The sequence below is a fragment of the Pseudomonas sp. BW16M2 genome, from assembly GCF_014268865.1.
GTDB classification, from domain to species: domain Bacteria; phylum Pseudomonadota; class Gammaproteobacteria; order Pseudomonadales; family Pseudomonadaceae; genus Aquipseudomonas; species Aquipseudomonas peradeniyensis.
Genome location: NZ_JABWRI010000011.1, coordinates 13,807 through 39,696, shown reverse-complemented (window position 1 = coordinate 39,696; position 25,890 = coordinate 13,807). Strand labels below are relative to the sequence as shown.

Genomic DNA, 25,890 nt, shown 5'->3' with positions numbered 1-25,890 from the left:
CCTCATCGCCGGCAAGCCGGTGATGAGGGCGACTCGGTGGTGAAGGGTTACTCGGCATCCAGGTGCATCGGCGTCACCACACGCCCATCGCTCTCTGCCTGGCCAAGATTGGTGTCGATGAAGTACACCCGGTCATCTTCCAGCTGGCCCTTGTCCACCAGGTAGTCCTTGATGCTGCTGGCGCGTTCCTGGCCGAGGGTACGCAGCAGTGCGGTGCTTTCCGCCCAGGACTTGATCACCGCCTCGCGCAGCTTGGCGGTGCGCTCGTCACGGCCAAGCTTCTCCCATTCGGCCGGCGGCTGCTGCTTCAGGCGGTTGCGGTAGATACCTTCGAGCATCGCCGGCTTGTCGCTGTCATCTACCACCAGCAACGAGGCGTTGGCCGGCACCTTGTCGCCGCGGCGCTGGAGGATCTTGTACCAGGTGGCCTGGTACTCGCGCTCCAGGCGCTGCTGGGCGATCAGCGGTCCGTCGCTGCTCTGGGCGGCGGTACCCTCGATCTCCAGGCGCAGCTCGGGACGCTCCTTGAGAGCCGAGGCGAGCTTGTCCAGGGACGTCTGCACTTCAGGGGTCAGGTCGCTGGAGCCTGCCGCGAACGAGACGTTGCCCAGGTCTTCCGCGCCGCCGCCCGAAACCAGCCCGCCGAGCAGCTTGAACGGCGCCTGGGCCGCGCGCAACACCAGGTTGCGCAGGGTCTGCCAGACGATCGGCATCACGCTGAACTGCGGGTTGTTGAGGTCGCCCGACACCGGCAGCTCGATGGAGATCCTGCCTTCGGTGTCCTTGAGCAGGGCGACCGCCAGGCGGATCGGCAGGTCCACGGCGTCCGGGCTGTCGACTTTCTCGCCCAGTTGCAACTGCTCGATCACCACCTTGTTCTCGGCCTTGAGCTGGCCGTTGGTGATCAGGTAGTGCAGGTCGAGGTTCAGCCGACCCTTGCGGATGCGCATGCCCGCGAACTTGCCGGAGTAGGGGGTGAGGGTGGTCAGCTCGACACGTTTGAAGCTGGTGGCGATGTCCAGGCTGGCCAGCGGGTTGAACGGGTTGAGCGCGCCTTTGATGGTGACCGGCGCGTAGCGGTCCACCTTGCCCTTGATATCCACCTTGGCCGGCGACGGCTTGCGGTTGTCGATGGTGCCGATCTGGCCATTGAGCTGCTGCACGGCGGTGGCGAAGTTCGGCGTAAGGGTCAGGTCGGCGAAGTTGGCCGAACCATCGTTGATACTGATCTGGCCAATACGAATGCCCAGCTCCTTGCCACTGCCGGACGCCGCCGGTTTGCTCGGCGCCGCGGCCGGCTTGTCCGCCGGTTGCGGGATCAGCAGGTCGTCGACGTTGGTGGTGCGGTCTTCGTTGATGATGAAGCGCGCATAGGGTTGCAGCAGGGTGACCTTGTCGATCGACAGGGCATCGCCGTGCACATAGGACAGGCCATCGACGTTGACCTGCTGCCATTTGACGAAGTCGCGGTTCTTGATGGTGTCCAGGGTGTGCAGCTGGTTGGCCTGGGCCTTGCCGGTGATACTGAAGGCCAGTGGCTCGGTGCTCTTGAGGTCGACCTTGAGGTCGCTGGAGAGCATGCCGCTGCGCAGCTCCAGGCGGATGAACGGGCTGATGTAGGCCTGGGCGACCCGCAGGTCGATGTCGCGGGTGGCGACGTCGAGTTTCGCCGTGACCGGTGCCAGGTTGACCTGGCCCGCGGCCTGCAGCTTGCCCTGCTTGCCTACGCCGGTGTCGAGTTTGAGGGTGAAGGGCGACTGGTTGAGGCTGTCGAAGTTCTGCAGGTCGAGGTTGAGCGGGCCGACATCCAGAGCCACAGGCTCCTTCTGGCTACGGTCGGCCAGGTGAACCAGGTAATTGCGTGCCTGCACGTCCTTGAGCAGAACCTGCCAGGGCTTGCTCGGTTCCTTGGCGGCCTGTTCTTCCGCGGTCGGTTCGGCGGCGGCGGGCTCGGTCTTTTCCTTCGGCGTGGCCTTGGCCGGCTGGCTGGCGAACAGCTTCTGCCAGTCGAGCTGGCCGTCCTTCTCCAGGGCCGCCCAGGTCTCCAGCTTCTCACTGCGAATCTTGCCGACGGTGACCAGCTGTTTGGCCAGGTCGATGGAGGTCTCGCTGACCTCCAGGCTGGCCAGGCGGGCCAGCGGGCGCCCGTCCGGGGCCTTGATGGCGAACGGCGCGACCCGCACCGAGGTGTTGTCGAGCAGCAGCTCGGTTTCCTTGGCGAGGTTGAGTTTGTAGTGGGTGTCGAGGCTGACCATGCCGTCTTCCAGCACCAGCGGCACGGCGTCGCGCACATAAGGCCAGAACAGCTTCATCTTGCCGTCGGTGACCTTGAGGGTGCCTTCGGAGGCGATCGGCGCCAGGCTCAGGGTGCCGCTCCAGTCGATGCGCCCGCCGGCCGGGCCGTTGGCCACCAGGGTCATGTCGGCGTTGTCGTCGGGCAGGGTGCTGAGGTTCTTCAGCTCCAGGTTCATCGAGTCGTAGAGGAACTCGATCGGTTCGCTCGGGCGCAGGTCCTGGAAGTGCAGGTAGCCCTCGCTGAGCTTGATGCTGGCGATGCGCAGCGGGAACGGGTCGCTGGGCGGCTCCTCCGGCTTGGGCTCGCTGGGCGGAATCTTGAACAGCTGGGCCAGGTTGAGGCTGCCGTCCTTGGCGAACAGCAGCTCGGTGCGCGGCTTGTCCAGTTCCACGGCGTCCAGGCGCAGGGCCTTGGTCCACAGGCTGTCGAGGGCGAGGTTGGCATACAGGCGCTCGAAGCCGACCTGCTCCTTGCCGGGTTCGCCGATCTGCAGGCCCCAGAGGGTCAGCTCAAGGCTGAACGGGTTGAGCTCGATGCGCTGCAGGTGCGCCGGCACCGTGGCGTACTGCGCCAGCTGCTGGTTGGCGATGCGCAGGGCGACACCGGGGAGAATGAAAAAGCCGAGCAGGCCGTACAGGGCCACGAGGGCCAGCAGTGCGCCGAGAGCGCGGGTCAATCCTTTGGGCATGTGTCGCTTCGTCTGTATCAGGCTGGAGTGCTTGGAGTATGGCACGTTAAATCGGTTCCGATGAACGGGGCAAAATACCTCATTCGATGCCCATGCGCCGCCGCGCGCGGTGCGCCGAACCGTTTCGCATGGCCCAGCGCAGCACCGGGGCGGTGTTGTTCAGGCCCAGGCGGATCATGCGCCGCTCGACCGCGCCCAGTTGCAGGCCGAGCATTTCGCTGGCCCATTCGGGCAGCAGGTCGATGCCGGCCTTGAGCATCAGCTTGCCCACCGGCTCGGCCATCCGGCTAGGCGCCGGGGCCTTGAGCAGGATGTCCACCACCTCCAGGCTGCGCGCGTCGCACTGCAGTTGCGGGCGCATGCGGCGCAGGTAGTCGTCGACCTCGGCGCAGGAACGTGGCACGTCTCGTGCGCCGAGACGCTCGGCGATCAGCGCGATCTCGTCGTAGTAGGCGTCCTGCTCGGCGCGTGGCAGACGGGGGTTGCGATAACGCAGGTGGGCGGCGAGGAAGCTGCTGACTTCGGCCACATGCACCCAGGTCAGCAGGTCGGGGTCGCTGGCCGCATAGGGACGGCCGTCGGGCGCGGTGCCGGTGACCTTGAGGTGGATGGTGCGGACCTTGTCGATCAGCCACTCGGCGTCACGGGTCGAGCCGAAGGTGGTGCCGGAGATGAACTGGCTGGTACGGCGCAGGCGTCCGAGCAGATCCTGGCGGAAGTTCGAGTGGTCCCATACCCCGGCCAGTGCCAGTGGGTGCAGCAGTTGCAACATCAATGCGCTGATACCGCCCACCAGCATGCTGGGGAAGTCGCCATGCACCTGCCAGCTGATGCTCTGTGGGCCGAACAGGCCAGGATCACCCTTGGGCGATTCCAGGTCGAGCTGGCCGAGGGCCAGCCCGGTGAGGCTCATGACCTGGGTTTCGATGCGACGACGTAGGACTTCCATGGCGACCTGTGCTGGCCGCCATGGCGGCCGTCTATGAATTGAGGCGTTTATCGTTCAGCCGGTCATCAGCCGGGTCTGAGGTGGCGCGCGTCTCGAACGCGCCACCCTGGACATGATAAACCGTGGGCTCCTCGGAAAAATACGGCGACAGGTGGGCCATGAAGACCTGGTGGTCTTCACTGGCCTCGAAGCCAGGCGTGTGATCCTCGAGGGATTGCCACTGGACGATCAGGTTGAATTGATGGGGTGTCTCGACCCCTTGCGCGAGCAGGTGGCTGATGTGCCCATTGGCCCGGCTGAGCAGAGGGGCGACTTCGGCGAAGGCGTGCCTGAAGCTGTCGAGATGTGCCGGTTGGATGGGAAGTATGGCGATTTCGTAGATCATGGCGGTTCTCGTTGGATGATGGGGGGCGTCAAACGCTGGCTGGGGCGGCCGCAGGCACGACCGCAATGGCGATCTTTCCTTGCAGGCCATTGTTGGGGCTTTGCAGCCGGGCATGGGCGAGCGCAACGTCGGCCAGGGGATAGACGGCGCCCACATGTGGCCGCAGTTGTCCGCGCTCGACCAGCGCGCTCAGCTCATCGAGCTTGCCGCGCTGCTGCCGGGTGAAGACGAAGTGATAGCTCGCGTTCTTGCCCCAGGCCTGGATGAGGTTCTGCGGCTGCGCGATGTCCACGATCGACACCACGCGTCCCAACTGGGCCAGGGCGTCCGGGCTGCGAGACAGGGCATCGCCGCCGATGGTGTCGAACACCACATCGACGCCCTGGCCTGCAGTTTCCTTGAGGATGACGTCGACATAGTCCTGGCGCTCGTAGTCGATGACCACATCGGCGCCCATGCGCCGCACGAATTCGGCATTCGCTTCGCGCACCGTGGTGAAGACCCTGGCGCCCATGGCCTTGGCCAGCTGGATCGCCACATGACCGACGCCGCCGGCACCGCCATGCACCAGGATGCGCTCGCCCACCCTGAGCGCCGCGCGGACCACCAGCGCCTCCCAGGCCGTGCCGCCGACCAGGCTCAGGCTTGCCGCCTCGAGATGGCTCAGCGACGGCGGCTTCCGGCCGACGATGCCTTCGGCGGCGACGTGGTATTCGGCATAGCTGCCAGCGCCCTCGAAGATCTGCGGGGTGTACCACACCTCGTCACCGGGGCTGAACGCCGTTACCCCAGGCCCGACGGCCTCGACGACGCCGGAGACGTCGTGCCCGGTAATGGCCGGCAGCGGCACCAGGTCGGGATAGTCGCCGCGGCGCACCTGGTAGTCCAGCGGGTTGACGGAGGTGGCATGCACTCGGACCAGCACCTGCCCGGCCGCTGGCACCGGTTTGGCGATGTCGCGATAGACGAACGCATCCGGGCCGCCGAAGGCATCCAGTATCAACGCTTTCATGGTGTTTCCTCGCTTCGATAAAAAGGGATATCGAGAAATATCGATGTATTAAATGAGATCAAGCTGCCTTTCAGTTTCTGGGCGCCTGGCAGGCACCTCGGTGATGACTCCTTGGTTTCGTTAAAACGGGATATCGAGAAATATCGATATATAAGGGTAAAAGCAAACCCTACAGTTCGCTGCCGATCAGCTCGGCGAGCGCGCTGATGGCCGCTTCGTTGCGCTTGTAGTAGGTCCACTGGCCAATGCGGCGGACCTCGACCAGGCCTGCACGCTGCAGTGTGGCCAGATAGTCGGACACCGTCGACTGCGACAGCCCCACGCCTTCCTGGATACTGCTCACACAGACACCCACGGTGTGAACGTCACCTTCGTCCTGTGGAGGAAAGTGTTTCACCGGGTCTTTCAGGCCTTTGAGGATCTCGAGGCGTGTGCGGTTCGAGAGTGCCTTGAATACGTCGAGCAGTTCCATGACGCGATAATATCGGCATTTACCGATATGTCAATTCACCGCAGGTCGGCCGGCAAAGGCCGCCCTGCGAGAGGCCTATTGGTTCAGGCGTTTGTCAATCAGGCCCTGGACCACGCTGGGGTCGGCGAGGGTAGAGGTGTCGCCAAGGTTGTCCAGTTCGTTGCAGGCGATCTTGCGCAGGATGCGCCGCATGATCTTGCCCGAGCGGGTCTTGGGCAGGGCAGGGGCCCACTGGATCAGTTCAGGCTTGGCGAAGCTGCCGATCTCCTTGCTGACCAGGGCCAGCAGTTCGGCTTTGAGCGCGTCGTCCGGCACGACGCCGTTCATGGGGGTGACGAAGGCATATACCCCCTGGCCCTTGAGGTCGTGGGGGTAGCCGACCACGGCGGCCTCGGCGACGCTGTCGTGCAGCACCAGGGCGCTCTCCACCTCGGCGGTACCGATACGGTGGCCGGAGACATTGATCACATCGTCGATGCGCCCGGTGATCCAGTAGTCGCCATCGGCGTCGCGGCGGGCGCCGTCGCCGGTGAAGTAGTAGCCGGGCATCGGCTTGAAGTAGGTGTCGACCATGCGTTGGTGGTCGCCGTAGACGCTACGGATCTGCCCGGGCCAGCTGGCCTTGATCGCCAGCAGTCCGGCGCCGGGGCCTTCGATCAGCTTGCCTTTGTCGTCCAGCAGTACCGGTTGCACGCCGAACATCGGCTGGGTGGCGCAGCCCGGCTTGAGCCGTGGCGTGCCGGGGAGGGGGGTGAGCATGATGCCGCCGGTCTCGGTCTGCCACCAGGTGTCGACGATGGGGCAGCGCTTCTGCCCGACGGCCTCGAAGTACCATTCCCAGGCTTCCGGGTTGATCGGCTCGCCGACGCTGCCGAGCAGGCGCAGGCTCTGGCGCGAGGTACTTTGCAAGGGGCCGGGGCCTTCACGCATCAGCGCGCGCAGGGCGGTGGGCGCGGTGTAGAAGATGTTCACCCGATGCTTGTCGACCACCTGCCAGAAGCGCGAGGTGTCGGGGTAGTTGGGCACGCCCTCGAACATCAGCGAGATCGCGCCGTTGGCCAGTGGGCCATAGACGATATAGCTGTGGCCGGTGACCCAGCCGACGTCGGCGGTGCACCAGAACACCTCGCCGTCACGGTAGTCGAACACGGTCTTGAAGGTCATGGTCGCCTGCAGCAGGTAGCCGGCGGTGGTGTGCAGCACGCCCTTGGGTTTGCCGGTACTGCCCGAGGTGTAGAGGATGAACAGCGGATCCTCGGCGTTCATCGGTTCAACCGGGCAGTCGTCAGCGGCCTTTTCCGTCACTTCGTGGTACCAGAGGTCGCGGCCTTCGCTCCAGGCCACATCAGCGCCGGTACGCTTGATCACGAACACGCTGCTCACCGCCGGGCAGCTGGCGAGGGCCTTGTCGACATTCTGCTTGAGCGCAATGCGCTTGCCGCCACGCACGCCTTCGTCGGCGGTGATCACGGTACGGCAGTCGGCGTCGAGGATGCGGTCGCGCAGGGCATCGGGGGAGAAGCCGCCGAACACCACCGAGTGGATGGCGCCGATGCGCGTGCAGGCGAGCATGGCGTAGGCGGCTTCGGGGATCATTGGCATGTAGATGCACACACGGTCGCCTTTCTTCACGCCGCGCGCCTTCAGGGCATTGGCCAGGCGGCAGACCTGGCGGTGCAGTTCGCGGTAGCTGATGGCCTTGCTGTCCGCTGGATCGTCGCCTTCCCAGAGCAGTGCGGTCTGCTCGCCGCGCTGGGCCAGGTGTCGGTCGATGCAGTTATGGCTGACATTCAGCTGTGCGCCGTCAAACCAGCGGGCGCTGCCGGTGTTCAGATCGCATTGCTGCACGCTCGACCAGGGCTTGATCCAGTCCAGGCGCCTGGCCTGTTCGGCCCAGAAGGTGTCGGGATCATCCACCGACTGGCGGTAGAGGCGGCGGTAGTCGTCGTCGCTGAGGGTGGCGGACTGGCTCACGGCCAGGGCCTGGGGATAGTCGCGGATATCGAACATGGCGGGTGGTCCTGCTCTTGTTAGGGGCGAGGGACTGCAACGGCTATTCGATGGACAGTGTAGCTGGATGAGATGTTCAGCCTGTGCCGGCCTCTTCGCGGGTAAACCCGCTCCCACAGGGATTTCACTGAACCTGTGGGAGCGGGTTTACCCGCGAAGAGGCCGGTGCAGGAAGTGGATCAGCCGCGATGACGGCCGCGGAAGTAGTTGATCAGGCCCTGGGTCGAGCCATCCTCGGCGTTGTCCTCCTGGGCGCCGACCAGGCGCTGGTAGACACCCTTGCCCAGTTCCTTGCCCAGCTCCACGCCCCACTGGTCGAAGGCGTTGATGCCCCAGACCACGCTCTGCACGAACACCTTGTGCTCATACATCGCCACCAGCGCGCCAAGACGGCGCGGGCTGATGCGCTCGACCACCAGGGTGTTGCTCGGACGGTTGCCCGGGATCACCTTGTGCGGCGCCAGCTTGGCGATATCGGCCTCGTTCAGGCCCTTGGCGCGCAGTTCGGTCTCGGCTTCCTCGCGGGTTTTACCGAGCATCAGCGCCTGGCTCTGCGACAGGCAGTTGGCGTACAGCCACTGATGGTGGTCCGCCACCGGGTTGAAGCTCACCACCGGCACGATGAAGTCGGCCGGGATCAGCTGGGTGCCCTGGTGCAGCAACTGGTGGTAGGCGTGCTGGCCGTTGCAGCCGACGCCGCCCCAGATCACCGGGCCGGTGTCGGTCTTCACCGGGGTGCCGTCCTGCAGCACGCTCTTGCCGTTGGATTCCATGTCCAGCTGCTGCAGGTGCTTGGTGATGTTGCGCAGGTAGTGGTCGTACGGCAGGATCGCGTGGGCCTGGGCGCCCCAGAAGTTGCCGTACCACACGCCCAGCAGGGCCAGCAGCACCGGCATGTTCTTCTCGAACGGCGCGGTCTGGAAGTGCTGGTCCATGGTGTAGGCGCCGGACAGCAGTTCCTTGAAGTTGGCGGTGCCGATGGCCAGGGCGATCGGCAGGCCGATGGCCGACCACAGCGAGTAGCGCCCACCGACCCAGTCCCACATCGGGAAGATGTTCTCTTCGCGGATGCCGAAGGCCACGGCCGCGGCCTTGTTGCTCGAGACGGCGATGAAGTGGCGGTACAGCTCGGCTTCCGAACCGCCCTGGGCCAGGTACCAGGTGCGTGCGGCCTGGGCGTTCTTCAGGGTTTCCAGGGTGTTGAACGACTTCGACGAGACGATGAACAGGGTGGTCTCGGCGCGCAGGTTGGCCGACAGCTCGTGGAATTCGCTGCCGTCGATGTTCGCCAGGTAGTGGCAGCGCACGCCGCGCTGGGCGTAGGGCAGCAGCGCCTCGGAGACCAGCTCGGGGCCGAGGAACGAGCCGCCGATGCCGATATTGACCACGTCGGTGATCGGTTTTTCGCTGTAGCCGCGCCACAGGCCGTCGTGGATGCGACCGACCAGCTCGGTGATCTGGTTGAGCACCTTGTGCACTTCCGGCATCACGTTGACGCCGTTCACGCTGAGCTTGTCGCCGACCGGGCGGCGCAGGGCGGTGTGCAGCACCGGGCGGCCTTCGGAGGCGTTGATGATCTCGCCGCTGAACATCGACTTGATGGCCGCTTCCAGGTCGACGTCCCTGGCCAGGTTCACCAGCAGGTCACGGGTCTGCTCGGTGATCAGGTTCTTCGAGTAGTCGAGGAACAGGCCGCAGCTGCTCAAGGAGAACTGCTCGAAGCGCTTGCCGTCGGCGGCGAAGGCTTCGCGCATGCTGAAGCCCTGCATGGCGTCGCGGTGTTGCTGAAGCGCCTGCCAGGCGGGCAGCGCCGTCACATCGTGGGGGGTACGGTAATACGCCATTGCGGGTGGTTTCCTTGGTGCATGGTCAGGCTTGGACAGCGGCATTCGTTGCCGGTTGCAAGCTGGACATTATAGGCATTGGCGCCAAGGCGGGAATGGGGGGAGGCGAACGGTGTGGATTAAAATTGTCACCGGCCTGATACCTGGCGTGCGTGGGGCGGCGGTTCGCCGCGCCCACGCAGGGATCTCAGGCGGTCTGCTCTTCCAGGTGCAGGTAGATGTTGTCGATCAGCCGGGTGTTGCCCAGGTACGCCGCCGCGATCACCACCAGGTCACGGTCGTCGATCATCGCCGGGCGCAGCGTCAGGGCATGGCGCACTTCCAGGTAGTCCTTGCGCAGGCCTGCCGCTTCCAGTTGGGCCTGGCCTTCGGCGATCAGCGCCGCGAAGTCACGTTGGCCACGGCGCAGGGCGTCGGCGATGCCGCTCAGGGTGCGGTACAGCACCGGGGCGGTGGCACGTTGCTCCGGCGTCAGGTAGCCATTGCGCGACGACAGCGCCAGGCCGTCTTCGGCGCGCACGGTCGGCTCGCCGATGATCTGGATCGGCATGTTCAGGTCGCGCACCATGGCGCGGATCACCGCCAGTTGCTGGAAGTCCTTTTCGCCGAACACGGCAAGGTCCGGCTGGACCATGTTGAACAGCTTGCTGACCACCGTCGCCACGCCTTCGAAGTGCCCGGGGCGGCTGGCGCCGCACAGGCCTTCGGACAGCTGCGGCACGCTCACCCGGGTCTGCACCGCCATGCCGTCGGGGTACATCTCCTCGACGGTGGGGGCGAACAGCAGGTGACAGCCTGCCTGGAGCAGTGTTTCCTGGTCGGCGACTAGGGTGCGGGGGTACTTGTCCAGGTCTTCGCCAGCGCCGAACTGCAGCGGGTTGACGAAGATGCTGGCGACCACGAAGTCGGCGCGCTGGGCGGCCTTGATCACCAGGGCGGCATGGCCGCTGTGCAGGTTGCCCATGGTCGGCACGAAGCCGATGCGCTTGCCCTCGCCACGGGCGCGGGCCACGGCGGCACGCAGTTCACGGACGGTCTTGACGGTATTCATGCGCTGAACCCATGCTCGCTGCCAGGGAAGCTGACGTCCTTGACCGCACGGACATAGGCGGCCAGGGCACTCTGGATGTCCGGCTGGCCGGCCATGAAGTTCTTCACGAACTTCGGCACGCGGCCGCTGAGCGACAGCCCGAGCATGTCATGCAGGACCAGCACCTGGCCATCGGTGGCGCTGCCGGCGCCGATGCCGATAACCGGAATGCTCACCGCCTGGGTAATCTCCGCCGCCAGCTCGCTGGGCACGCACTCGAGCAGCAGCATGGCCGCGCCGGCCTGCTCCAGGGCGATGGCGTCGGCGCGCATCTGGCGGGCCTGGGCTTCCTGGCGACCCTGGACCTTGTAGCCGCCCAGCACGTTGACGGTCTGCGGGGTCAGGCCCATGTGCGCGCACACCGGCACGCCGCGCTCGGCCAGCAGGCGGATGGTCTCGCCGAGCCAGGCGGCGCCTTCGATCTTGAGCATGTGGGCGCCGGCGCGCATAAGTTCGGCGGCGTTGGCGAAGGCCTGCTCGGGGGTGGCGTGGGCCATGAACGGCAGGTCGGCGAGGATCAGCGCGCCATCATTGCCGCGTTTGACGCAGGCGGTGTGGTAGGCCATGTCGCGGTTGGTGACGGGCAGGGTGCTGTCATGGCCCTGCAGGACCATCCCCAGGGAGTCGCCCACCAGCAGGACTTCCACGCCGGCCTGGCTGGCGGCCTTGGCGAAGGTCGCGTCGTAGCAGGTCAGCATGGTGATTTTCTCACCCTTGGCCTTCAGGCCGTGCAGGGTGGTCAGGGTTACTTCAGGCATGTAGGGGAATCCTCGTTCAGGCGCTGTGAACAACAACTGCGTACAACGCGTGTATTCATCTTCCGGAGCGGCACATAATCGTCTGTGATGTTCGGGCACAGGTCCGTCCGAGCCTAAATGGGTGATTGCGGCAGAGTGGCGCCGCGGGACGCCTATAGTCGTGAGCGAGGTGGGGGAAGTCAACCAGCCGTGTTACCGCATTGTTACGGCACCGGTGTTACTGGCGTTACCGCCGTCGGAAACGCCCGAATTACAGGCGTTCCAGGCCGACGAACGGACAATCTTCGAGCAGCTGCGCCAGGGCGCGGCCATCGGCGAGGCGGAATTCGGCGGGCACCAGCTCGGCGAGCGGGTAGAGCACGAAGGGGCGGGCGTGCATGTGGTAGTGCGGCACCTGCAAGCGCGGCACGTCGATGACCTGGTCACCGAACAGTAGCACGTCGAGGTCGAGGGTGCGTGGGCCCCAGCGCTCCTGACGCACGCGGCCCTGGTCGTTCTCGATGGCTTGCAGCGCGTCGAGCAGGTCCAGCGGAGCCAAGGCCGTGTCGATGGCCGCCACGGCATTGGTGTAGCGCGGCTGGCCGGGCAGCAGCGAGTCGCTGGTGTAGAGCGCCGAGGCCGCCGCCAGGCGGGTGTCGGCGATCAGGTCCAGCGCCTGCAGGGCGCTGCGCAGCTGCTCGGCGGGCTCATCCAGGTTGCTGCCCAGGCCGATGAACGCACGGGTGTTCATGCTCAGTCCCAGGCCTGCTCGTCGTCGCGCTTGCGTTTGCCGCCGCTGCGTTTGCGCTTGCGTGGGCCGGCAGTACCGCCGGCGCCGTCGTCGCGGCTGCCGAGCTCGCGGATCATGTCGCGGCGCTGACTGTCGTTGGCGTCCTGGTAGTCGGTCCACCATTCGCCCAGGCCGTCGGTTTCCTCGCCGGCGCTTTCACGCAGCAGCAGGAAGTCGTAGCCGGCGCGGAAGCGCGGGTTGTCCAGCAGCATGTCGGCACGCTTGCCGCTGCGTCGTGGCAGGCGCTCCTGCATGTCCCAGATCTCGCGGATCGGCAGGGTGAAGCGCTTGGGGATGGCAATGCGGGCGCACTGTTCGGCGATCAGGTCGTGGGCCGCGCCGTTCATGGCCGGGATCGGCGGCACGCCTTGGCTCTGCAGGTACAGCGCACGGCCCGGCAGGGCCGGCCAGAGCAGGGCGGCGAAGAGGAACGCCGGGGTCACCGGCTTGCCCTGCTTGACGCGCAGGTCGGTGTTGCTCAAGGCCTGGCTGATCAGGGTGTGGGTGTAGGTCGGGCGCTCTTCCAGGGCCTGGCTGCTGGCCGGGAACAGTGGCTCGAACAATTGCAGGTCGACCAGCATCTCGAAGGTGATCGCGCCCTGGCCGTTGAGGAACAGCTTGAGGCTCTCCTCGAACAGGCGTGCTGGTGGGATGTCACGCAGCATGGGCGCCAGCTCGCGGATCGGCTGCACGGTGTGTTTCTCGATGCCGAAGTCCAGCTTGGCGGCGAAGCGCACGGCGCGCAGCATGCGTACCGGGTCTTCCTGGTAGCGGTGCGTCGGATCGCCGATCAGGCGCAGCAGGCGGTTTCGGATGTCGTGGACACCGTTGGCGTAGTCGAGGATGCGCTCGCTGACCGGGTCGTAGTACAGGGCGTTGATGGTGAAGTCGCGGCGTTGCGCGTCTTCTTCCAGGGTGCCGTACACGTTGTCGCGCAGGATGCGGCCACTGGCATTGTGCGACGAGCGGTGGCTATCGGACTGGTCTTCATCCGAGTGCGGGGCACGGAAGGTGGCGACCTCGATGATGTCACGGCCGAAATGCACGTGCACCAGCTTGAAACGCCGGCCAATGATGCGGGCGTTGCGGAACTCCGCGCGGACCTGCTCGGGCGTGGCGCTGGTGGCGACGTCGAAGTCCTTGGGCGTGATGCCCAGCAGCAGGTCGCGCACGCAGCCACCGACCAGGTAGGCCTGGTAACCGGCTGCCTGCAGGCGCTCGACGATGCCCACGGCATGGCGGCTGAACTGGCTGCGCTGCAGCGAGTGCTGGCTCTTGTTGATCACTTCAGGCGTGGTGCGCCTGTGGTGCTGGCCACGAACGGGCGGGCGGAACGACTGGAACAGCTTCTTCAGCATGGGATGCACTGTTTGAAGGAATGATCGGCCAAGGATAGGAGAATGGCCGCATGATGGGCGGGGATTCTAGCATTTACTGGGGGAATGGTGTAGGCGGTGTGGCAAGGGCGATGCGAAAGGGAGAAACGACATGGGGAGCCGAAGCTCCCCATCAAAGTCGTTGCGTGCTCTTATTGTTTTTTTGCCGGGCTTCTTGTTTTTGTTGAATGCCCTGTCCACAAATCTCGAAGCTTGTGGACGACCCCCAAACCGGGGGTGAAGAGCAAACGGATTGCTTTGGTCGCCGAGTTGATGCTGATCTGTCGATCCAATCAGTTCAGGTGCTGCTTTTGAGTGCAGTTTTTGTTGTTCTCTGCCTGATCGTGGGGCAAGCCCCAAACACAACGCCTCTCCAAAAGAATCAGTTAGCTGCGCCTCCGCCGTCTTGTTCTTATTGTGCGTGAGCCGTTTCGTCTTGTTCTTATTCTGAGTTGCAGTGCTTGTTATTGTTCTTGTACCAGACATATAGCAGGTGCCGTGCCAACTTTTGAAAACCCAATGAAATAGGGGGGGCAGCGGTTCAGGCAGGTTTTTGGGCGGGGCAAATGTAGAAATTTCGTTACCTTACGCCTCGGGGGATGTTACGGCTGACAGGGTGGGTAACAGATTTTTGCGGGAACTGATGTGTTACCGCGCAAACGCATCGCGGGGAAAGCCCGCTCCCACGCCACCCTTGCCTGGTGCGTGGGAGCGGGCTTTCCCCGCGAGCTGTCGGCGTTGAATCAGTTGTCGCTGGTGGCGTTGCTCTTGCGTCGCGGGATACCCAGGCGCTGGCGGCGTTCCCACAGGCATTTGCGGCTGACGCCCAGCTTGCGCGCCAGCTCGGTCTCGGTCATGTGGTCCTGGTGCTCGAGGACGAAATGCTGGAAGTAGTCCTCCAGCGACAGGTCCTCGGTCGGCTCGTGGCTGGCGCTGTTGGCGCCGGCCAGGGTCGGCAGGTTGTCCAGCACGTCGTCGTCTTCCAGGTCGCTCAGCTCGATATCGATGCCCAGCAGGTCGGCGGAAATCTCCGCGCTCTCGCTGAGAATCACCGCGCGCTCCACGGCGTTCTCCAGTTCGCGCACGTTGCCCGGCCAGCTGTAGTGACGGATGGCCTGCTCGGCTTCGTGGGAGAAATGCAGGTCGTCGCGGCCGATGCGCGCGCTCTGGCGGGCAAGGAAGGCATTGGCGATCTCGTTGACGTCGCTGCCGCGCTCGCGCAGGGCCGGCAGCTTCAGGGCGATCACGTGCAGGCGGTAGTACAGGTCTTCGCGGAACTGCCCGGCCTTGGCCAGGTTCTTCAGGTCGCGGTGGGTCGCGGCGATCAGGCGCACATCGACCTTCTGCGACTGCACCGACCCGACCCGGCGGATCTCGCCCTCCTGCAGCACGCGCAGCAGGCGGGCCTGGGCTTCCAGGGGCAGTTCGCCGATCTCGTCGAGGAACAGGGTGCCGCCGTCGGCGGCCTCGACCAGGCCCGCGCGCCCGGCGCTGGCACCGGTGAACGCGCCCTTCTCGTGGCCGAACAGCTCCGATTCGATCAGGGTCTCGGGAATCGCCGCGCAGTTCACCGAGATCATCGGTGCCTTGGCCCGGCGCGAGAGGTTGTGCAGGGCGCGGGCGACCAGCTCCTTGCCGGTGCCCGACTCGCCCTGGATCAGTACATTGGAGTCGGTCGGGGCGACCTTGCGAATCTTGACGTACATGTCCTGCATGGGCGGGCAGGAACCGATGATGCCGATCTCGCCGTTGGCGGCCGCGCTACCTGCCTTGTCGCTGGCGGCCTTGCCGTTGCCTGCGCGTGGCTCGGCGGCTGGTGCGGCCGCTGGTGCGTTCTGCCGGTCGCGCAGGATACGGGCCACGGCCTGGAGCATCTCGTCATGGTCGAAGGGCTTGGCGATGTAGTCCACCGCGCCCATCTTCATCGAGTCCACCGCCGAGCGCAGGCTGGCGTAGCTGGTCATGATCAGCACCGGGGTGCCCTGGCCAAGCTTGATCAGCTCGGTGCCCGGGGCGCCCGGCAGGCGCAGGTCGCTGACGATCAGGTCGAAGGTGGCAATGCTGAAGCGTTCCTGGGCTTCCTGCACCGAGCCGGCTTCGCTGACCTGGTACTGGTTCCGTTCGAGCAGGCGACGCAGGGCCGAACGGATGATGGTTTCGTCTTCGACGATCAGAATGTGCGGCATTGATTCAATTCTCTCGACGGTCTCGAATTTCAGGGGACGTCGCTACGACATGCCGGGGCAGGGTCACGCGGATCCGGGTACCACGTTGGCGCTCGATGTCGGCCGGGCTGTCGATGGTGATTTGCCCATAATGCTCTTCCACGATGGAATAGACCAGAGCGAGCCCCAGTCCGGTGCCTTCGCCCGGGTCCTTGGTGGTGAAGAAGGGTTCGAAGAGGCGGTCCATGATGCTTTTCGGAATACCGCTGCCTTCGTCCTCGACGATCAGGTCGACGGTGTGTTCGTTCACTTCGCTGCGCACGCGCACGGCGCTGCCGGGAGGGGAGGCGTCGCGGGCGTTGGAAAGCAGGTTGATCAGCACCTGGGCCAGGCGCTGCGGGTCGCCCTCGACCCAGTGCTCCGGGTCGCAGAGGTTGAAGAACTGTACTTCGAAATTGCGCCGGTTCAACGCCAGCAGACCAATGGCGTCCTGCGCGACTTCGGCCAGGCACACCGGCTCCTCGCTGTTCTGCTGGCTGCCGCCGGCATGGGCGAAGCTCATCAGCGACTGGACGATGCGCGACACGCGCTTGGTCTGTTCGAGGATCTGGCTGGACAGCTCGATGATCTCACCGTCGCCCTCGCGCTCCTCGCGCAGGTTTTGCGCCAGGCAGGCGATGCCGGTGATCGGGTTGCCGATCTCATGGGCCACGCCCGCCGCCAGGCGACCGATGCTGGCCAGGCGTTCGGAGTGCACCAGCTTGTCTTCCAGCGCCTGGGTCTCGGTGAGGTCCTCGACCAGCAGCACCAGGCCGCTGTTGCCCGGGGCCAGCGGCTCGTCGATGGCCGCCTTGTGCAGGTTGAGCCAGCGCGGCTGGCCATCGAGGGCCAGCCGCTGCTTGTGCAGGTGTTCGTCGGGCACGTTGATGAAGCCTTGCAGCAGGCCGCGCCAGGGCTCGCCGATGGTCACCAGGCGCGAACCGACCACGTGCTTGGCGGCGATCCCGGTAAGCTCCTCCATGGCCTTGTTCCACATCAGGATCTCCTGGTCCTTGGCCAGCGAGCACACGCCCATGGGCAGTTCCTGCAGGGTCTGGCGGTGGTAGCGGCGCAAGGCGTCGAGCTCGGCGGCAAGGCCTGTCAGACGTGAGTGGTAGTCCTCGAGGCGGCTTTCGATGAAGTGGATGTCCTCGGTGACGTAGTTCTCGTTGCCGGATTTATAGGGCAGGAAGGTCTCGACCATGTCCTGGGCCACGCTCGGACCCATCAGGCCGGAGAGGTTGGCCTCGATGCGGTCGCGCAGGCGGCGCAGGGCGTAGGGGCGGCGCTCGTCGAAGGGCAGGTAGAGGTCGCGCAGGGCCTGTTCCACCTCTTTCTGCGCGGCCTTGGCGCCCAGCGGCTTGGCCAGCTGGGTGGCGAACTCCTGGGGCGAGGCGGCGTGCAGCTCGCGGCGTTGCGGGCGACGCACGTTGTCCACCGCGCAGGCCTCGGCGGCGCTGACTTCTTCGCTGCTGGCGTTGGTGAACAGCGAGATCAGGGTGAACAGCAGGACGTTGGCCGCCAGCGAGGCGATGGCCGCCATGTGCCAGCTGGTGTCGTCCAGCACGTAGATCATGTCCAGCAGCGGGATATAGAAGCCCTGCAGGTTGCCCAGCAGCGGCAGCAGCATGGTCACCATCCACACCAGCATGCCGGCCAGCAGACCGGCGATGAAGCCGCGACGGTTGGCGGTCGGCCAGTACAGCACCGAAAGCACGCCGGGCAGGAACTGCAGGGTGGCGACGAAGGCGACGATGCCCAGGTTGGCCAGGCTCTGGTGGGTGTTCTGGGTCAGGTAGAAGATGAAGCCGGCGGTGATGATGGCGACGATCAGCGCCCGGCGGGTCCATTTCAGCCAGCGGTAGATGTTGCCTTCGGCCGGCGGCTGGTACAGCGGCAGCACCAGGTGGTTCAAGGCCATGCCCGACAGCGCCAGGGTGGTGACGATGATCAGCCCGCTGGCGGCCGACAGCCCGCCGACATAGGCCAGCAGCGCCAGCGCTTCGTTGTTGGCGGCGATGCCCAGGCCCAGGGTGAAGTATTCGGGGTTGGTGCTGGCGCCCAGGCGCAGGCCGGCCCACAGCACCAGCGGCACGGCCAGGCTCATCAGCAGCAGGAACAGCGGCAGGCCCCAGCTGGCGCTGACCAGCGAGCGCGGGCTCAAGTTCTCGGTGAAGGCCATGTGGTACATGTGCGGCATGACGATCGCCGAGGCGAAGAACACCAGCAGCAGGGTACGCCATGGCCCTTCCTGCAGCGGCGTGTGCAGGGCGGCGAGGGCGGTCTGGTTCTGCAGCAGCCAGACTTCCAGGCCGTGTGGCCCGCCGAACACGCCGTACAGCGCATAGAGGCCGACGCCGCCCAGGGCCAGCAGCTTGATCACCGATTCGAAGGCGATGGCGAACACCAGGCCTTCATGCTTCTCGCGGGTGGCGATATGGCGCGAGCCGAAGAAGATGGTGAACAGCACGATCAGCACGCAGAAGGCGAATGCCACCCGTGCCTTGACCGGTTCGCCGGTGAGGATGCTGATCGAGTCGGCCACCGCCTGGATCTGCAGGGCCAGCAGCGGCAGCACGCCGATCAGCATGAAGATGGTGGTCAGCGCGCCGGCCCAGGTGCTGCGAAAACGAAACGCCAGCAGGTCGGCCAGCGACGACAGCTGGTAGGTGCGGGTGATCTTGAGGATCGGGTAGAGCAGCACCGGCGCCAGCAGGAAGGCACCCGACACACCCAGGTAACAGGCGAGGAAGCCGTAGCCGTACTGGTAGGCCAGGCCGACCGAACCATAGAAGGCCCAGGCGCTGGCGTAGACGCCCAGCGACAGGGTGTAGGTCAGGGGGTGGCGGATGACCGCGCGCGGGATCAGCCCACGTTCGCTGATCCAGGCCACGCCGAACAGCACCAGCAGGTAGGCGGTGCTGATCAGGATCATCTGGGTCAGGCTAAAGCTCATCGGCATCTCGTTGGCTCTGCAGGATGAAGGTGACGACGATCAGGATCAGCCAGAGCAGGTAGGGGCGGTACCAGGCACCGGTCGGTTCGATCCACCAGTCCATGATGGCCGGGGAGAACAGGTAGATCCCCACGACCAGAAGCAGGACCAAACGATAGATGTACATGCTGGCCTCGATGGGTTGGGCGCTGCGGGCTTGGACTTATTATTGGCGCAAATGGCTGGGGCGATGCTAGCGGGAATCGGTAGGGTTCGCCAAGGGGTTGAATTTGTTGGGCTTTTGATTTTGGTATTGGGTGTCCCGGCCCTATCGCGGGGCAAGCCCGCTCCCACGATGCCAATGTGGTCTGCGTGGGAGCGGGCTTGCCCCGCGATAGGGCCGGTACTGCTTTAGCGCAATTCAGCCTCGGGCACCGTCATCTGCCGCGTAATGTGCTCCGGCCGCCACTGCTGCCGGGCCACCGCCAGCACCTCGGCCGGGCTGGCCCCCGCCAGTGCCGGATCCGCCTCCTGCCCCAATGCCCGCAGGGCTCGTAGCAGCAACGGCGTCGCCTGGTCCGCCTCCAGCGGTGGCGAGCGGTACGACTTGCCCAGCTTGTGCCCGTCCGGCTGCACGATCAATGGAATGTGCAGGTAACGCGGCTGCGAGAACCCCAGCAACTCCTGCAGGTACAGCTGGCGCGGCGTGTTGTCCAGCAGGTCGGCGCCGCGCACGATATCGGTGACACCCTGCCAGGCGTCGTCCAGCACAACCGCCAGTTGATAGGCATACAGCCCGTCGCGACGTTGGATGACGAAGTCGCCCACCTCGCGGCCCAGGTGTTGCTCGAAGGTGCCCTGGACCCGGTCGCTGAATCGGTAGATCAGCTCCGGCACCCGCAGACGGATCGCCGCGCCTTCGCGGGCGTGCCCGGCGTTGCGGCAAAAGCCCGGGTAGATGCCGTTGTGCCCTTCCAGCTGCTTGCGCGAGCAGGTGCAGGCATAGGCCAGGCCCATGTTGAACAGGCGGTCGACCACCGCGGCATAGGCGTCGTGACGCTGGCTCTGGAACACCACCTCGCCGTCCCACTCCAGCCCGTAACGTTCCAGTGTCTGCAGGATCGCGTCACGGGCGCCGGGCATCTCCCGGGGCGGGTCGGTGTCTTCCATACGCAGCAGCCAGCGGCCGTTCACGGCGCGGGCGTCGAGCCAGGAGGCGAGGGCGGCGACCAGCGAGCCGAAGTGCAGGAAGCCGCTGGGGGTGGGGGCGAAGCGGCCGATGTAGCGGGAGTCGTTCATGGATTGCACAGCTATATAAATGAAGACGGGGCGTACCCGTCGTGGAAAGCGGGCAAGCCCGCCTCCACAACCGATACGCCCCGTCTGCGAGGGTCCGGGATCAGCCTTTACCGACAGTCTTTTCCTTCTTCTCTGCAATTTCCTTGCAGTCGAAGCACAGGTCGGCGGTCGGACGGGCCTCGAGGCGGCGCAGGCCGATCTCGATGCCGCAGGAGTCGCACCAGCCGTACTCGTCGGCCTTGATCTTGTCGAGGGTCTTGTCGATCTTCTTGATCAGCTTGCGCTCGCGATCGCGGTTGCGCAGCTCCAGGGCGAATTCTTCTTCCTGGCTGGCACGGTCCGCCGGGTCGGGGAAGTTGGCTGCTTCGTCCTTCATGTGGTCCACGGTGCGATCCACACTGACCATCAGCTCGCCTTTCCAGGCGTTGAGGAGCTTGGTGAAGTGCTTCTTCATGGGCTCGCCCATGTACTCCTCACCCTTGGTCTCTACGTAGGGTTCGACACCGTACATGGTCTGGACTTTTTGCTTTTCTACGGTGGACATGAATAGACCGCCTCTCACTCATCTGATCCAATGCGCAGGCTGCTTCCATCTCCGGCGCCCGCCGGCCCTGCGACTGCGAGCCGCCGAACTTACCAGATAGATCCGGGGTGCGCTACCCCGCCCTATGCCTGCTTTTGACAGCGGCATGACCGGCGCGTTCGTTGGCGTGCACAGGTAGAATCACCAGTTTAGACCCAATTGAGAGAAGGCCCATGGCTCAGCCACACAGTGCGCGCAGTCGCGCCATCGAACCCTTCCACGTCATGGCCCTGCTGGCCCGTGCCAACGAGCTGCAGGCCGCGGGCCACGACGTGATCCACCTCGAGATCGGCGAGCCGGACTTCACCACCGCCGCGCCGATCGTCGCCGCCGGTCAGGCCGCCCTGGCCGCCGGGCACACGCGCTACACGGCGGCCCGTGGCCTGCCGCAGCTGCGCGAGGCGATCGCCGGGTTTTATGGCCAGCGCTACGGTGTGGAACTTGATCCGGAGCGCGTGCTCATCACCCCAGGTGGCTCCGGCGCGCTGCTGCTGGCCAGCAGCCTGCTGGTCGATCCGGGCAAGCACTGGCTGCTGGCCGACCCGGGGTATCCATGCAACCGGCATTTCCTGCGCCTGGTCGAAGGCGGCGCGCAACTGGTGCCGGTGGGGCCGGACGTCAATTACCAATTGACCGCCGATCTGGTCGATCGCCATTGGGACAAGGACACCGTCGGCGCCCTGGTCGCCTCGCCAGCCAACCCGACCGGCACGGTGCTCGACCGCGACGAGCTGGCCAGCCTTTCCAGGGCCACCCGCGAGCGCCATGGGCATCTGGTGGTGGACGAGATCTACCACGGCCTCACCTACGGCATGGACGCGCCGAGCGTGCTGGAAGTGGACGATGAGGCATTCGTCCTGAACAGTTTTTCCAAATATTTCGGCATGACCGGCTGGCGCCTGGGCTGGCTGGTGGGCCCGCCGTCGGCGGTGGGTGACCTGGAAAAGCTGGCGCAGAACCTCTACATCAGTGCCCCGAGCATGGCCCAGCATGCCGCGCTGGCGTGCTTCGAGCCGCAAACCCTGGCCATCCTCGAGGCGCGTCGCGCCGAGTTCGCTCGCCGCCGCGACTACCTGCTGCCGGCATTGCGCGGGCTGGGCTTCGGCATCGCCGTGGAGCCGCAGGGAGCCTTCTATCTGTATGCCGATATCAGCGCGTTCGGCGGCGATGCCTTCGCGTTCTGCCGGCATTTCCTGGAAACCGAGCACCTGGCGTTCACCCCGGGCCTGGACTTCGGCCGACATCAGGCCGGTCATCATGTGCGTTTCGCCTACACCCAGAGCCTGCCGCGCCTGGAAGAGGCGGTACAGCGCATCGCCCGTGGCCTGCAGAGCTGGCAGGGCTGACCGATGCAGTTTCCGCCCCTGGAACAGGCGCGCCTGCTGCGCCGCTACAAACGCTTCCTGGCCGACATCGAGCTGGCCAGTGGCGAGCAGATCACCATTCACTGCCCCAACACCGGCTCCATGCTCAATTGCATGCGCGAGGGCGGGCAGGTGTGGTTCAGCCGCTCCAACGACCCCAAGCGCAAGTTGCCCGGTACCTGGGAGATCAGCGAAACGCCCCAGGGCCGTCTGGCCTGCGTCAACACCGGGCGCGCCAACGCCGTGGTGGAGGAGGCCTTGCGCGCCGGCGTGGTCAGCGAGCTGGCCGGCTTCACCACGCTCAAGCGTGAGGTGGCCTATGGCGAGGAGCGCAGCCGGATCGACTTCTACCTGGAGTATGCCGACGGCTCCAAGGCCTATGTCGAGGTCAAGAGCGTAACCCTGGGTTACCCCGACACGCCGGTGGCGGCCTTCCCCGACGCCGTCACCCAGCGCGGTGCCAAGCACCTGCGCGAGCTGGCCGCCCTGGCGCGCCAGGGCATCCGTGCGGTGCAGCTGTATTGTGTGAATCTGACCGGCATCGAGGCCGTGCGTCCTGCCGAGGAGATCGACGCCGCCTATGCCCAGGCCCTGCGCGCCGCCGTGGCGCAAGGGGTCGAGGTACTGGCCTACGGCACCCGCCTGGATGCGCAGCAACTGGTCATCGATCGCCCGCTGCCGGTGCTGCTCAATCCGTGAACCAGATGCCCTGGCTGTCTTCCTGGCAGTCCAGGGCCTCCAGCCATTCGCCCGCGCAGGGGCCGGTGATGCATTCGCCGCTTTCTATCAGGAACTGGGCCCCGTGATGGGCGCACTGGATCAGGCTCGTGCTGTCGTCGAGAAAGCTGTCCGCCGCCCAGTTCAGCGGGATGCCCCGGTGCGGGCAGCGGTTGCGGTAGAGGTGGACCTTGCCCTGGCGGCGCACGCCGAACAGCGGCACGCCGGCTACGCTGAAGGCGCGGCTGTGGCCCTCGGCGAGGTCGTTGGAGGCGCAGAGAAAATGCATTGCGGCGGAGCTTCCGGTTAAGCCGTGTGACAAAGGGATGGCTTGACGCTTCAATGCGAATAATTATCAAATTGCCCGCATTCGCCGCGCCAGGCTGTCTATGGTGCGCACTTGTGCCGCCCGCCACAAGGTGTGCTGCCCGCCCTCTGCAAAGGAATCCGATGATGCGCCGTCCCGCTGCCTTGATTGCCCTGTGCGCCGGTCTTGCCCTGTCCGCCCAAACCATGGCCGCCGAGCTGCCGCAGCGCTGGGTCAGCGCCGGTGGCGCCCTGAGCGAGTGGATCAGCGCCCTGGGCGGCGAGCAGCGGCTGGTCGGTGTCGACACCACCAGCCAGCACCCCGAGTCGCTCAAGGCGCTGCCCAGCATCGGCTACCAGCGCCAGTTGTCGGCCGAGGGCATCCTCAGCCTGCGCCCTGATGTGCTGGTGGGGACCGAGGAGATGGGGCCGCCGCCGGTGCTGGCGCAGATCCGCAAGGCCGGGGTGCGGGTCGAGCTGTTCTCCAGCAAGGCCGAGGTTGGCGCGGTGGACGAGAACCTCAAGCACCTGGGGGCGTTACTGGGTGACGCGCAGAAGGCCGAGGCGCTGGCCGCTGACTATCGCCGGCAACTGGAGGCGCTGCACAAGCAGGTCGAGCAGGCCCAGGCCGGGCACAAGGCGCCCGGCGTCCTGCTACTGGTCGGCCATGCCGGCGCCAAGCCGATGATCGCGGGACAGGGCACCGCCGGGGATTGGGTGCTGCGCCAGGCGGGAGGACGCAACCTCGCCGATCACCAGGGCTACAAGAACTTCTCGGTAGAGGCCCTCGCCGCGCTGAATCCGGACGTGGTGGTGTTCTCCGACCGGGCCCTCAGCGGCGAGCAGGCCCTGCAGGCGCTGATCAAGGAAAACCCGGCCCTGGCGACTTCGCGCGCGGTGCGCGACAAGCGCCTGCTATCGTTCGACCCGACGCTGCTGGTCGGTGGCCTGGGCCCGCGCCTGCCCGCCACCCTGCATGAACTGGCCGTCAGCTTCTATCCTGCCGCCAAGGCCAGCTTCAACCCATGAGGCAGCGGGTTCGACCACGTACGCTGTTCATTACCCTGGCGTTGCTGTGCCTGCTCGCGGTCTGGCTGTCGCTGGCGCTGGGCCCGGTCAGCCTGCCGTTGCTCGACACCCTGCGCGCCGGCCTGCGCCTGATTGGTTTGCCGGTATCCGGCGAGGGCCTGGAGCAGGCCGAGATGATCCTCGGCCAGATCCGCCTGCCGCGCACCCTGCTGGGGCTGGCGGTCGGTGCCGTGCTGGCATTGTCCGGCGTGGCGATGCAGGGGCTGTTCCGCAACCCGCTGGCCGACCCGGGGCTGGTCGGCGTCGCCAGCGGCGCCGCCCTGGGCGCGGCGGTGGCGATTGTCGGCGGTAGTTGGCTGGGGGGCATTCCCGACTGGTTCGCGCCTTACCTGCTGTCGCTCTGCGCCTTCGTCGGTGGCCTGGGCGTGACGGCGATGGTCTACCGCCTGGGGCGGCGTGACGGCCAGACCAACGTGGCCACCATGCTCCTGGCCGGTATCGCCATGACCGCGCTCGGCGGCTCGGCGGTGGGCCTGTTCACCTACCTGGCCGACGACGCCACCCTGCGCACCCTGACGTTCTGGAACCTGGGCAGCCTCAACGGTGCCAGCTACGAGCGGCTATGGCCCTTGCTGCTGGTGTCGGCGGCCGTGGCCCTGTGGCTGCCGCGCCGGGCGCAGGCGCTCAACGCGTTGCTGCTGGGCGAGTCGGAAGCTCGTCACCTGGGCATCGAGGTCGAAGCGCTCAAGCGCGAACTGGTGTTCTGCACGGCGCTGGGCGTGGGGGCGGCGGTTGCCGCCGCCGGCCTGATCGGCTTCATCGGCCTGGTGGTGCCGCACCTGGTGCGGTTGGTGGCGGGGCCGGATCACCGGGTGCTGCTACCGGCGTCGCTGCTGGCGGGCGGTACCCTGCTGCTGTTCGCTGACCTGATCGCGCGTCTGGCCCTGGCCCCGGCGGAGTTGCCGATTGGCATCGTCACCGCGTTCATCGGGGCGCCATTCTTCCTGTTCCTGCTGGTGAAGGTGCGCAGCTGATGCTCGACGTCCAAGGGCTTTCTCTCAAGCGCGGTGGCAGCCTGGTGCTGCACGACATCAACCTGACGCTGCGACCCGGGCAGGTTCTTGGCGTACTCGGGCCGAACGGCGCCGGCAAGAGCAGCCTGCTCGGTGCCCTGTGTGGCGAACTGGCGCCCAGCACCGGGCAGGTTCGCCTCGATGGTCGCGGTCTGGAGGGCTGGTCGGGCCAGGAACGGGCACGGCGACTGGCGGTGTTGCCGCAGGTGTCCAGCCTGGGTTTTGCGTTCAGTGTCGAGGAGGTGGTCGGCTTAGGTCGGCTGCCCCATGCCAGCGGCCGTCAGCGTGACCGGGAGATCGTCGAGGCGGCGCTGGCCGCGGCGGATGCGGGGCATCTGGTCGAGCGCAGCTACCTGGCGCTGTCCGGTGGCGAACGCCAGCGCGTGCACCTGGCGCGGGTGCTGGCCCAGTTGTGGCCGGGCGAGCCGGGTAGCACGCTGCTGCTCGACGAGCCCACCTCCGCGCTCGACCCGCTGCACCAGCACACCACGCTGCAAGCTGTGCGCAGCTTCGCCGACCGTGGCGCGGCGGTGCTGGTCATCCTGCATGACCTGAACCTGGCGGCGCGCTACTGTGACCATATCCTGCTGCTGGAGCAGGGCCGCTGCCATGCCCTGGATACGCCGCAACAGGTGCTGACACCAGCGGCGCTGCGGGCAGTGTTCGGTATCGATGTCCTGGTCCAGCCGCACCCGGAGCGCGGCCATCCGCTGATCATCACTCGCTAAGAG

Annotated in this window: 22 protein-coding genes; 5 read left to right on the top strand and 17 right to left on the bottom strand. The window is 66.0% G+C overall.

Annotated features, from left to right (window positions below):
* Positions 1-47: 47 nt before the first annotated feature.
* The 16 genes from HU735_RS12300 to dksA all read right to left on the bottom strand — a co-directional run bounded on the left by HU735_RS12300 (position 48) and on the right by dksA (position 20,631).
* Positions 48-2,984 (bottom strand): DUF748 domain-containing protein, encoded by a 2,937-nt coding sequence (locus HU735_RS12300; protein ID WP_186713746.1) that lies wholly within the window; start codon positions 2,982-2,984, stop codon positions 48-50.
* 79 nt (positions 2,985-3,063) lie between these two features.
* Positions 3,064-3,933: an oxygenase MpaB family protein gene (locus HU735_RS12295; protein ID WP_186713745.1), complete on the bottom strand. Its 870-nt coding sequence runs from the start codon at positions 3,931-3,933 to the stop codon at positions 3,064-3,066.
* Positions 3,934-3,964: 31 nt separating this feature from the next.
* Positions 3,965-4,318, bottom strand: a complete 354-nt coding sequence (locus tag HU735_RS12290; RefSeq protein ID WP_186713744.1) for an antibiotic biosynthesis monooxygenase — start codon at positions 4,316-4,318, stop codon at positions 3,965-3,967.
* A gap of 28 nt (positions 4,319-4,346) precedes the next feature.
* On the bottom strand, positions 4,347-5,330 hold the full coding sequence (locus HU735_RS12285; RefSeq protein WP_186713743.1) for a zinc-dependent alcohol dehydrogenase family protein: 984 nt from the start codon (positions 5,328-5,330) through the stop codon (positions 4,347-4,349).
* Positions 5,331-5,499: 169 nt separating this feature from the next.
* Entirely contained in the window at positions 5,500-5,802 is a 303-nt protein-coding gene (locus HU735_RS12280) for a metalloregulator ArsR/SmtB family transcription factor (protein WP_050706976.1), read from the bottom strand.
* 75 nt (positions 5,803-5,877) lie between these two features.
* Positions 5,878-7,812, bottom strand: coding sequence for an acetate--CoA ligase (acs, locus tag HU735_RS12275; protein ID WP_186713742.1), 1,935 nt, complete (start codon positions 7,810-7,812; stop codon positions 5,878-5,880).
* Between the two features lie 179 nt (positions 7,813-7,991).
* Positions 7,992-9,656 carry a glucose-6-phosphate isomerase gene (pgi, locus tag HU735_RS12270; protein WP_186713741.1) on the bottom strand — a complete coding sequence of 555 codons (1,665 nt, stop codon included), beginning with the start codon at positions 9,654-9,656 and terminating at the stop codon, positions 7,992-7,994.
* Positions 9,657-9,843: 187 nt separating this feature from the next.
* The gene (gene panC, locus HU735_RS12265; protein WP_186713740.1) at positions 9,844-10,707 is read right to left on the bottom strand and encodes a pantoate--beta-alanine ligase; all 864 of its coding nucleotides are present in this window, start codon (positions 10,705-10,707) and stop codon (positions 9,844-9,846) included.
* Positions 10,704-11,504 carry a 3-methyl-2-oxobutanoate hydroxymethyltransferase gene (panB, locus tag HU735_RS12260; RefSeq protein ID WP_050706972.1) on the bottom strand — a complete coding sequence of 267 codons (801 nt, stop codon included), beginning with the start codon at positions 11,502-11,504 and terminating at the stop codon, positions 10,704-10,706. The genes panC and panB overlap by 4 nt, the downstream gene beginning before the upstream one ends.
* Positions 11,505-11,754: 250 nt before the next feature.
* Positions 11,755-12,234: a 2-amino-4-hydroxy-6-hydroxymethyldihydropteridine diphosphokinase gene (gene folK / locus HU735_RS12255; protein ID WP_050706971.1), complete on the bottom strand. Its 480-nt coding sequence runs from the start codon at positions 12,232-12,234 to the stop codon at positions 11,755-11,757.
* 2 nt (positions 12,235-12,236) lie between these two features.
* On the bottom strand, positions 12,237-13,631 hold the full coding sequence (locus tag HU735_RS12250; RefSeq protein ID WP_050706970.1) for a polynucleotide adenylyltransferase PcnB: 1,395 nt from the start codon (positions 13,629-13,631) through the stop codon (positions 12,237-12,239).
* A gap of 761 nt (positions 13,632-14,392) precedes the next feature.
* Positions 14,393-15,835: a sigma-54 dependent transcriptional regulator gene (locus HU735_RS12245; RefSeq protein WP_050706969.1), complete on the bottom strand. Its 1,443-nt coding sequence runs from the start codon at positions 15,833-15,835 to the stop codon at positions 14,393-14,395.
* 4 nt (positions 15,836-15,839) lie between these two features.
* A complete protein-coding gene (locus HU735_RS12240; RefSeq protein ID WP_186713739.1) occupies positions 15,840-18,815 on the bottom strand; it encodes a sensor histidine kinase in 2,976 nt (991 codons plus the stop codon).
* On the bottom strand, positions 18,799-18,975 hold the full coding sequence (locus tag HU735_RS12235) for a hypothetical protein (RefSeq protein WP_003250005.1): 177 nt from the start codon (positions 18,973-18,975) through the stop codon (positions 18,799-18,801). The genes HU735_RS12240 and HU735_RS12235 overlap by 17 nt, the downstream gene beginning before the upstream one ends.
* Before the next feature lie 224 nt (positions 18,976-19,199).
* Entirely contained in the window at positions 19,200-20,087 is an 888-nt protein-coding gene (gene gluQRS, locus HU735_RS12230; protein WP_186713738.1) for a tRNA glutamyl-Q(34) synthetase GluQRS, read from the bottom strand.
* Positions 20,088-20,187: 100 nt separating this feature from the next.
* On the bottom strand, positions 20,188-20,631 hold the full coding sequence (dksA, locus tag HU735_RS12225) for an RNA polymerase-binding protein DksA (protein WP_050706966.1): 444 nt from the start codon (positions 20,629-20,631) through the stop codon (positions 20,188-20,190).
* Positions 20,632-20,843: 212 nt separating this feature from the next.
* Here dksA and HU735_RS12220 point away from each other — a divergent pair, with 212 nt between their 5' ends.
* Positions 20,844-22,016 carry a pyridoxal phosphate-dependent aminotransferase gene (locus HU735_RS12220; protein WP_186713737.1) on the top strand — a complete coding sequence of 391 codons (1,173 nt, stop codon included), beginning with the start codon at positions 20,844-20,846 and terminating at the stop codon, positions 22,014-22,016.
* A 3-nt stretch (positions 22,017-22,019) separates the two neighbouring features.
* Entirely contained in the window at positions 22,020-22,733 is a 714-nt protein-coding gene (gene sfsA / locus HU735_RS12215; protein WP_186713736.1) for a DNA/RNA nuclease SfsA, read from the top strand.
* On the opposite strand, the gene HU735_RS12210 is transcribed toward sfsA, so the two are convergent.
* Positions 22,723-23,040 (bottom strand): Rieske 2Fe-2S domain-containing protein, encoded by a 318-nt coding sequence (locus HU735_RS12210; RefSeq protein ID WP_186713735.1) that lies wholly within the window; start codon positions 23,038-23,040, stop codon positions 22,723-22,725. The two genes, sfsA and HU735_RS12210, sit on opposite strands and share 11 nt — an antisense overlap.
* A 161-nt stretch (positions 23,041-23,201) precedes the next feature.
* On the opposite strand from HU735_RS12210, the gene HU735_RS12205 reads away from it, so the two are divergent.
* The 3 genes from HU735_RS12205 to HU735_RS12195 are packed head-to-tail and all read left to right on the top strand — an operon-like array spanning position 23,202 to position 25,887.
* A complete protein-coding gene (locus tag HU735_RS12205) occupies positions 23,202-24,086 on the top strand; it encodes a helical backbone metal receptor (RefSeq protein ID WP_186713734.1) in 885 nt (294 codons plus the stop codon).
* Positions 24,087-24,136: 50 nt separating this feature from the next.
* On the top strand, positions 24,137-25,120 hold the full coding sequence (locus HU735_RS12200) for an iron ABC transporter permease (protein ID WP_186713837.1): 984 nt from the start codon (positions 24,137-24,139) through the stop codon (positions 25,118-25,120).
* Entirely contained in the window at positions 25,120-25,887 is a 768-nt protein-coding gene (locus HU735_RS12195) for a heme ABC transporter ATP-binding protein (RefSeq protein WP_186713733.1), read from the top strand. Before HU735_RS12200 ends, HU735_RS12195 begins: the two co-directional genes overlap by 1 nt.
* The last annotated feature ends 3 nt before the right edge of the window (positions 25,888-25,890 follow it).

Coding starts and splice junctions, on each gene's coding strand:
- HU735_RS12300 (WP_186713746.1), bottom strand. CDS start 2,984: ATGCCCAAAGGATTGACCCGCGCTCTCGGCGCACTGCTGGCCCTCGTG.
- HU735_RS12295 (WP_186713745.1), bottom strand. CDS start 3,933: ATGGAAGTCCTACGTCGTCGCATCGAAACCCAGGTCATGAGCCTCACC.
- HU735_RS12290 (WP_186713744.1), bottom strand. CDS start 4,318: ATGATCTACGAAATCGCCATACTTCCCATCCAACCGGCACATCTCGAC.
- HU735_RS12285 (WP_186713743.1), bottom strand. CDS start 5,330: ATGAAAGCGTTGATACTGGATGCCTTCGGCGGCCCGGATGCGTTCGTC.
- HU735_RS12280 (WP_050706976.1), bottom strand. CDS start 5,802: ATGGAACTGCTCGACGTATTCAAGGCACTCTCGAACCGCACACGCCTC.
- acs (WP_186713742.1), bottom strand. CDS start 7,812: ATGTTCGATATCCGCGACTATCCCCAGGCCCTGGCCGTGAGCCAGTCC.
- pgi (WP_186713741.1), bottom strand. CDS start 9,656: ATGGCGTATTACCGTACCCCCCACGATGTGACGGCGCTGCCCGCCTGG.
- panC (WP_186713740.1), bottom strand. CDS start 10,707: ATGAATACCGTCAAGACCGTCCGTGAACTGCGTGCCGCCGTGGCCCGC.
- panB (WP_050706972.1), bottom strand. CDS start 11,504: ATGCCTGAAGTAACCCTGACCACCCTGCACGGCCTGAAGGCCAAGGGT.
- folK (WP_050706971.1), bottom strand. CDS start 12,234: ATGAACACCCGTGCGTTCATCGGCCTGGGCAGCAACCTGGATGAGCCC.
- HU735_RS12250 (WP_050706970.1), bottom strand. CDS start 13,631: ATGCTGAAGAAGCTGTTCCAGTCGTTCCGCCCGCCCGTTCGTGGCCAG.
- HU735_RS12245 (WP_050706969.1), bottom strand. CDS start 15,835: ATGCCGCACATTCTGATCGTCGAAGACGAAACCATCATCCGTTCGGCC.
- HU735_RS12240 (WP_186713739.1), bottom strand. CDS start 18,815: ATGCCGATGAGCTTTAGCCTGACCCAGATGATCCTGATCAGCACCGCC.
- HU735_RS12235 (WP_003250005.1), bottom strand. CDS start 18,975: ATGTACATCTATCGTTTGGTCCTGCTTCTGGTCGTGGGGATCTACCTG.
- gluQRS (WP_186713738.1), bottom strand. CDS start 20,087: ATGAACGACTCCCGCTACATCGGCCGCTTCGCCCCCACCCCCAGCGGC.
- dksA (WP_050706966.1), bottom strand. CDS start 20,631: ATGTCCACCGTAGAAAAGCAAAAAGTCCAGACCATGTACGGTGTCGAA.
- HU735_RS12220 (WP_186713737.1), top strand. CDS start 20,844: ATGGCTCAGCCACACAGTGCGCGCAGTCGCGCCATCGAACCCTTCCAC.
- sfsA (WP_186713736.1), top strand. CDS start 22,020: ATGCAGTTTCCGCCCCTGGAACAGGCGCGCCTGCTGCGCCGCTACAAA.
- HU735_RS12210 (WP_186713735.1), bottom strand. CDS start 23,040: ATGCATTTTCTCTGCGCCTCCAACGACCTCGCCGAGGGCCACAGCCGC.
- HU735_RS12205 (WP_186713734.1), top strand. CDS start 23,202: ATGATGCGCCGTCCCGCTGCCTTGATTGCCCTGTGCGCCGGTCTTGCC.
- HU735_RS12195 (WP_186713733.1), top strand. CDS start 25,120: ATGCTCGACGTCCAAGGGCTTTCTCTCAAGCGCGGTGGCAGCCTGGTG.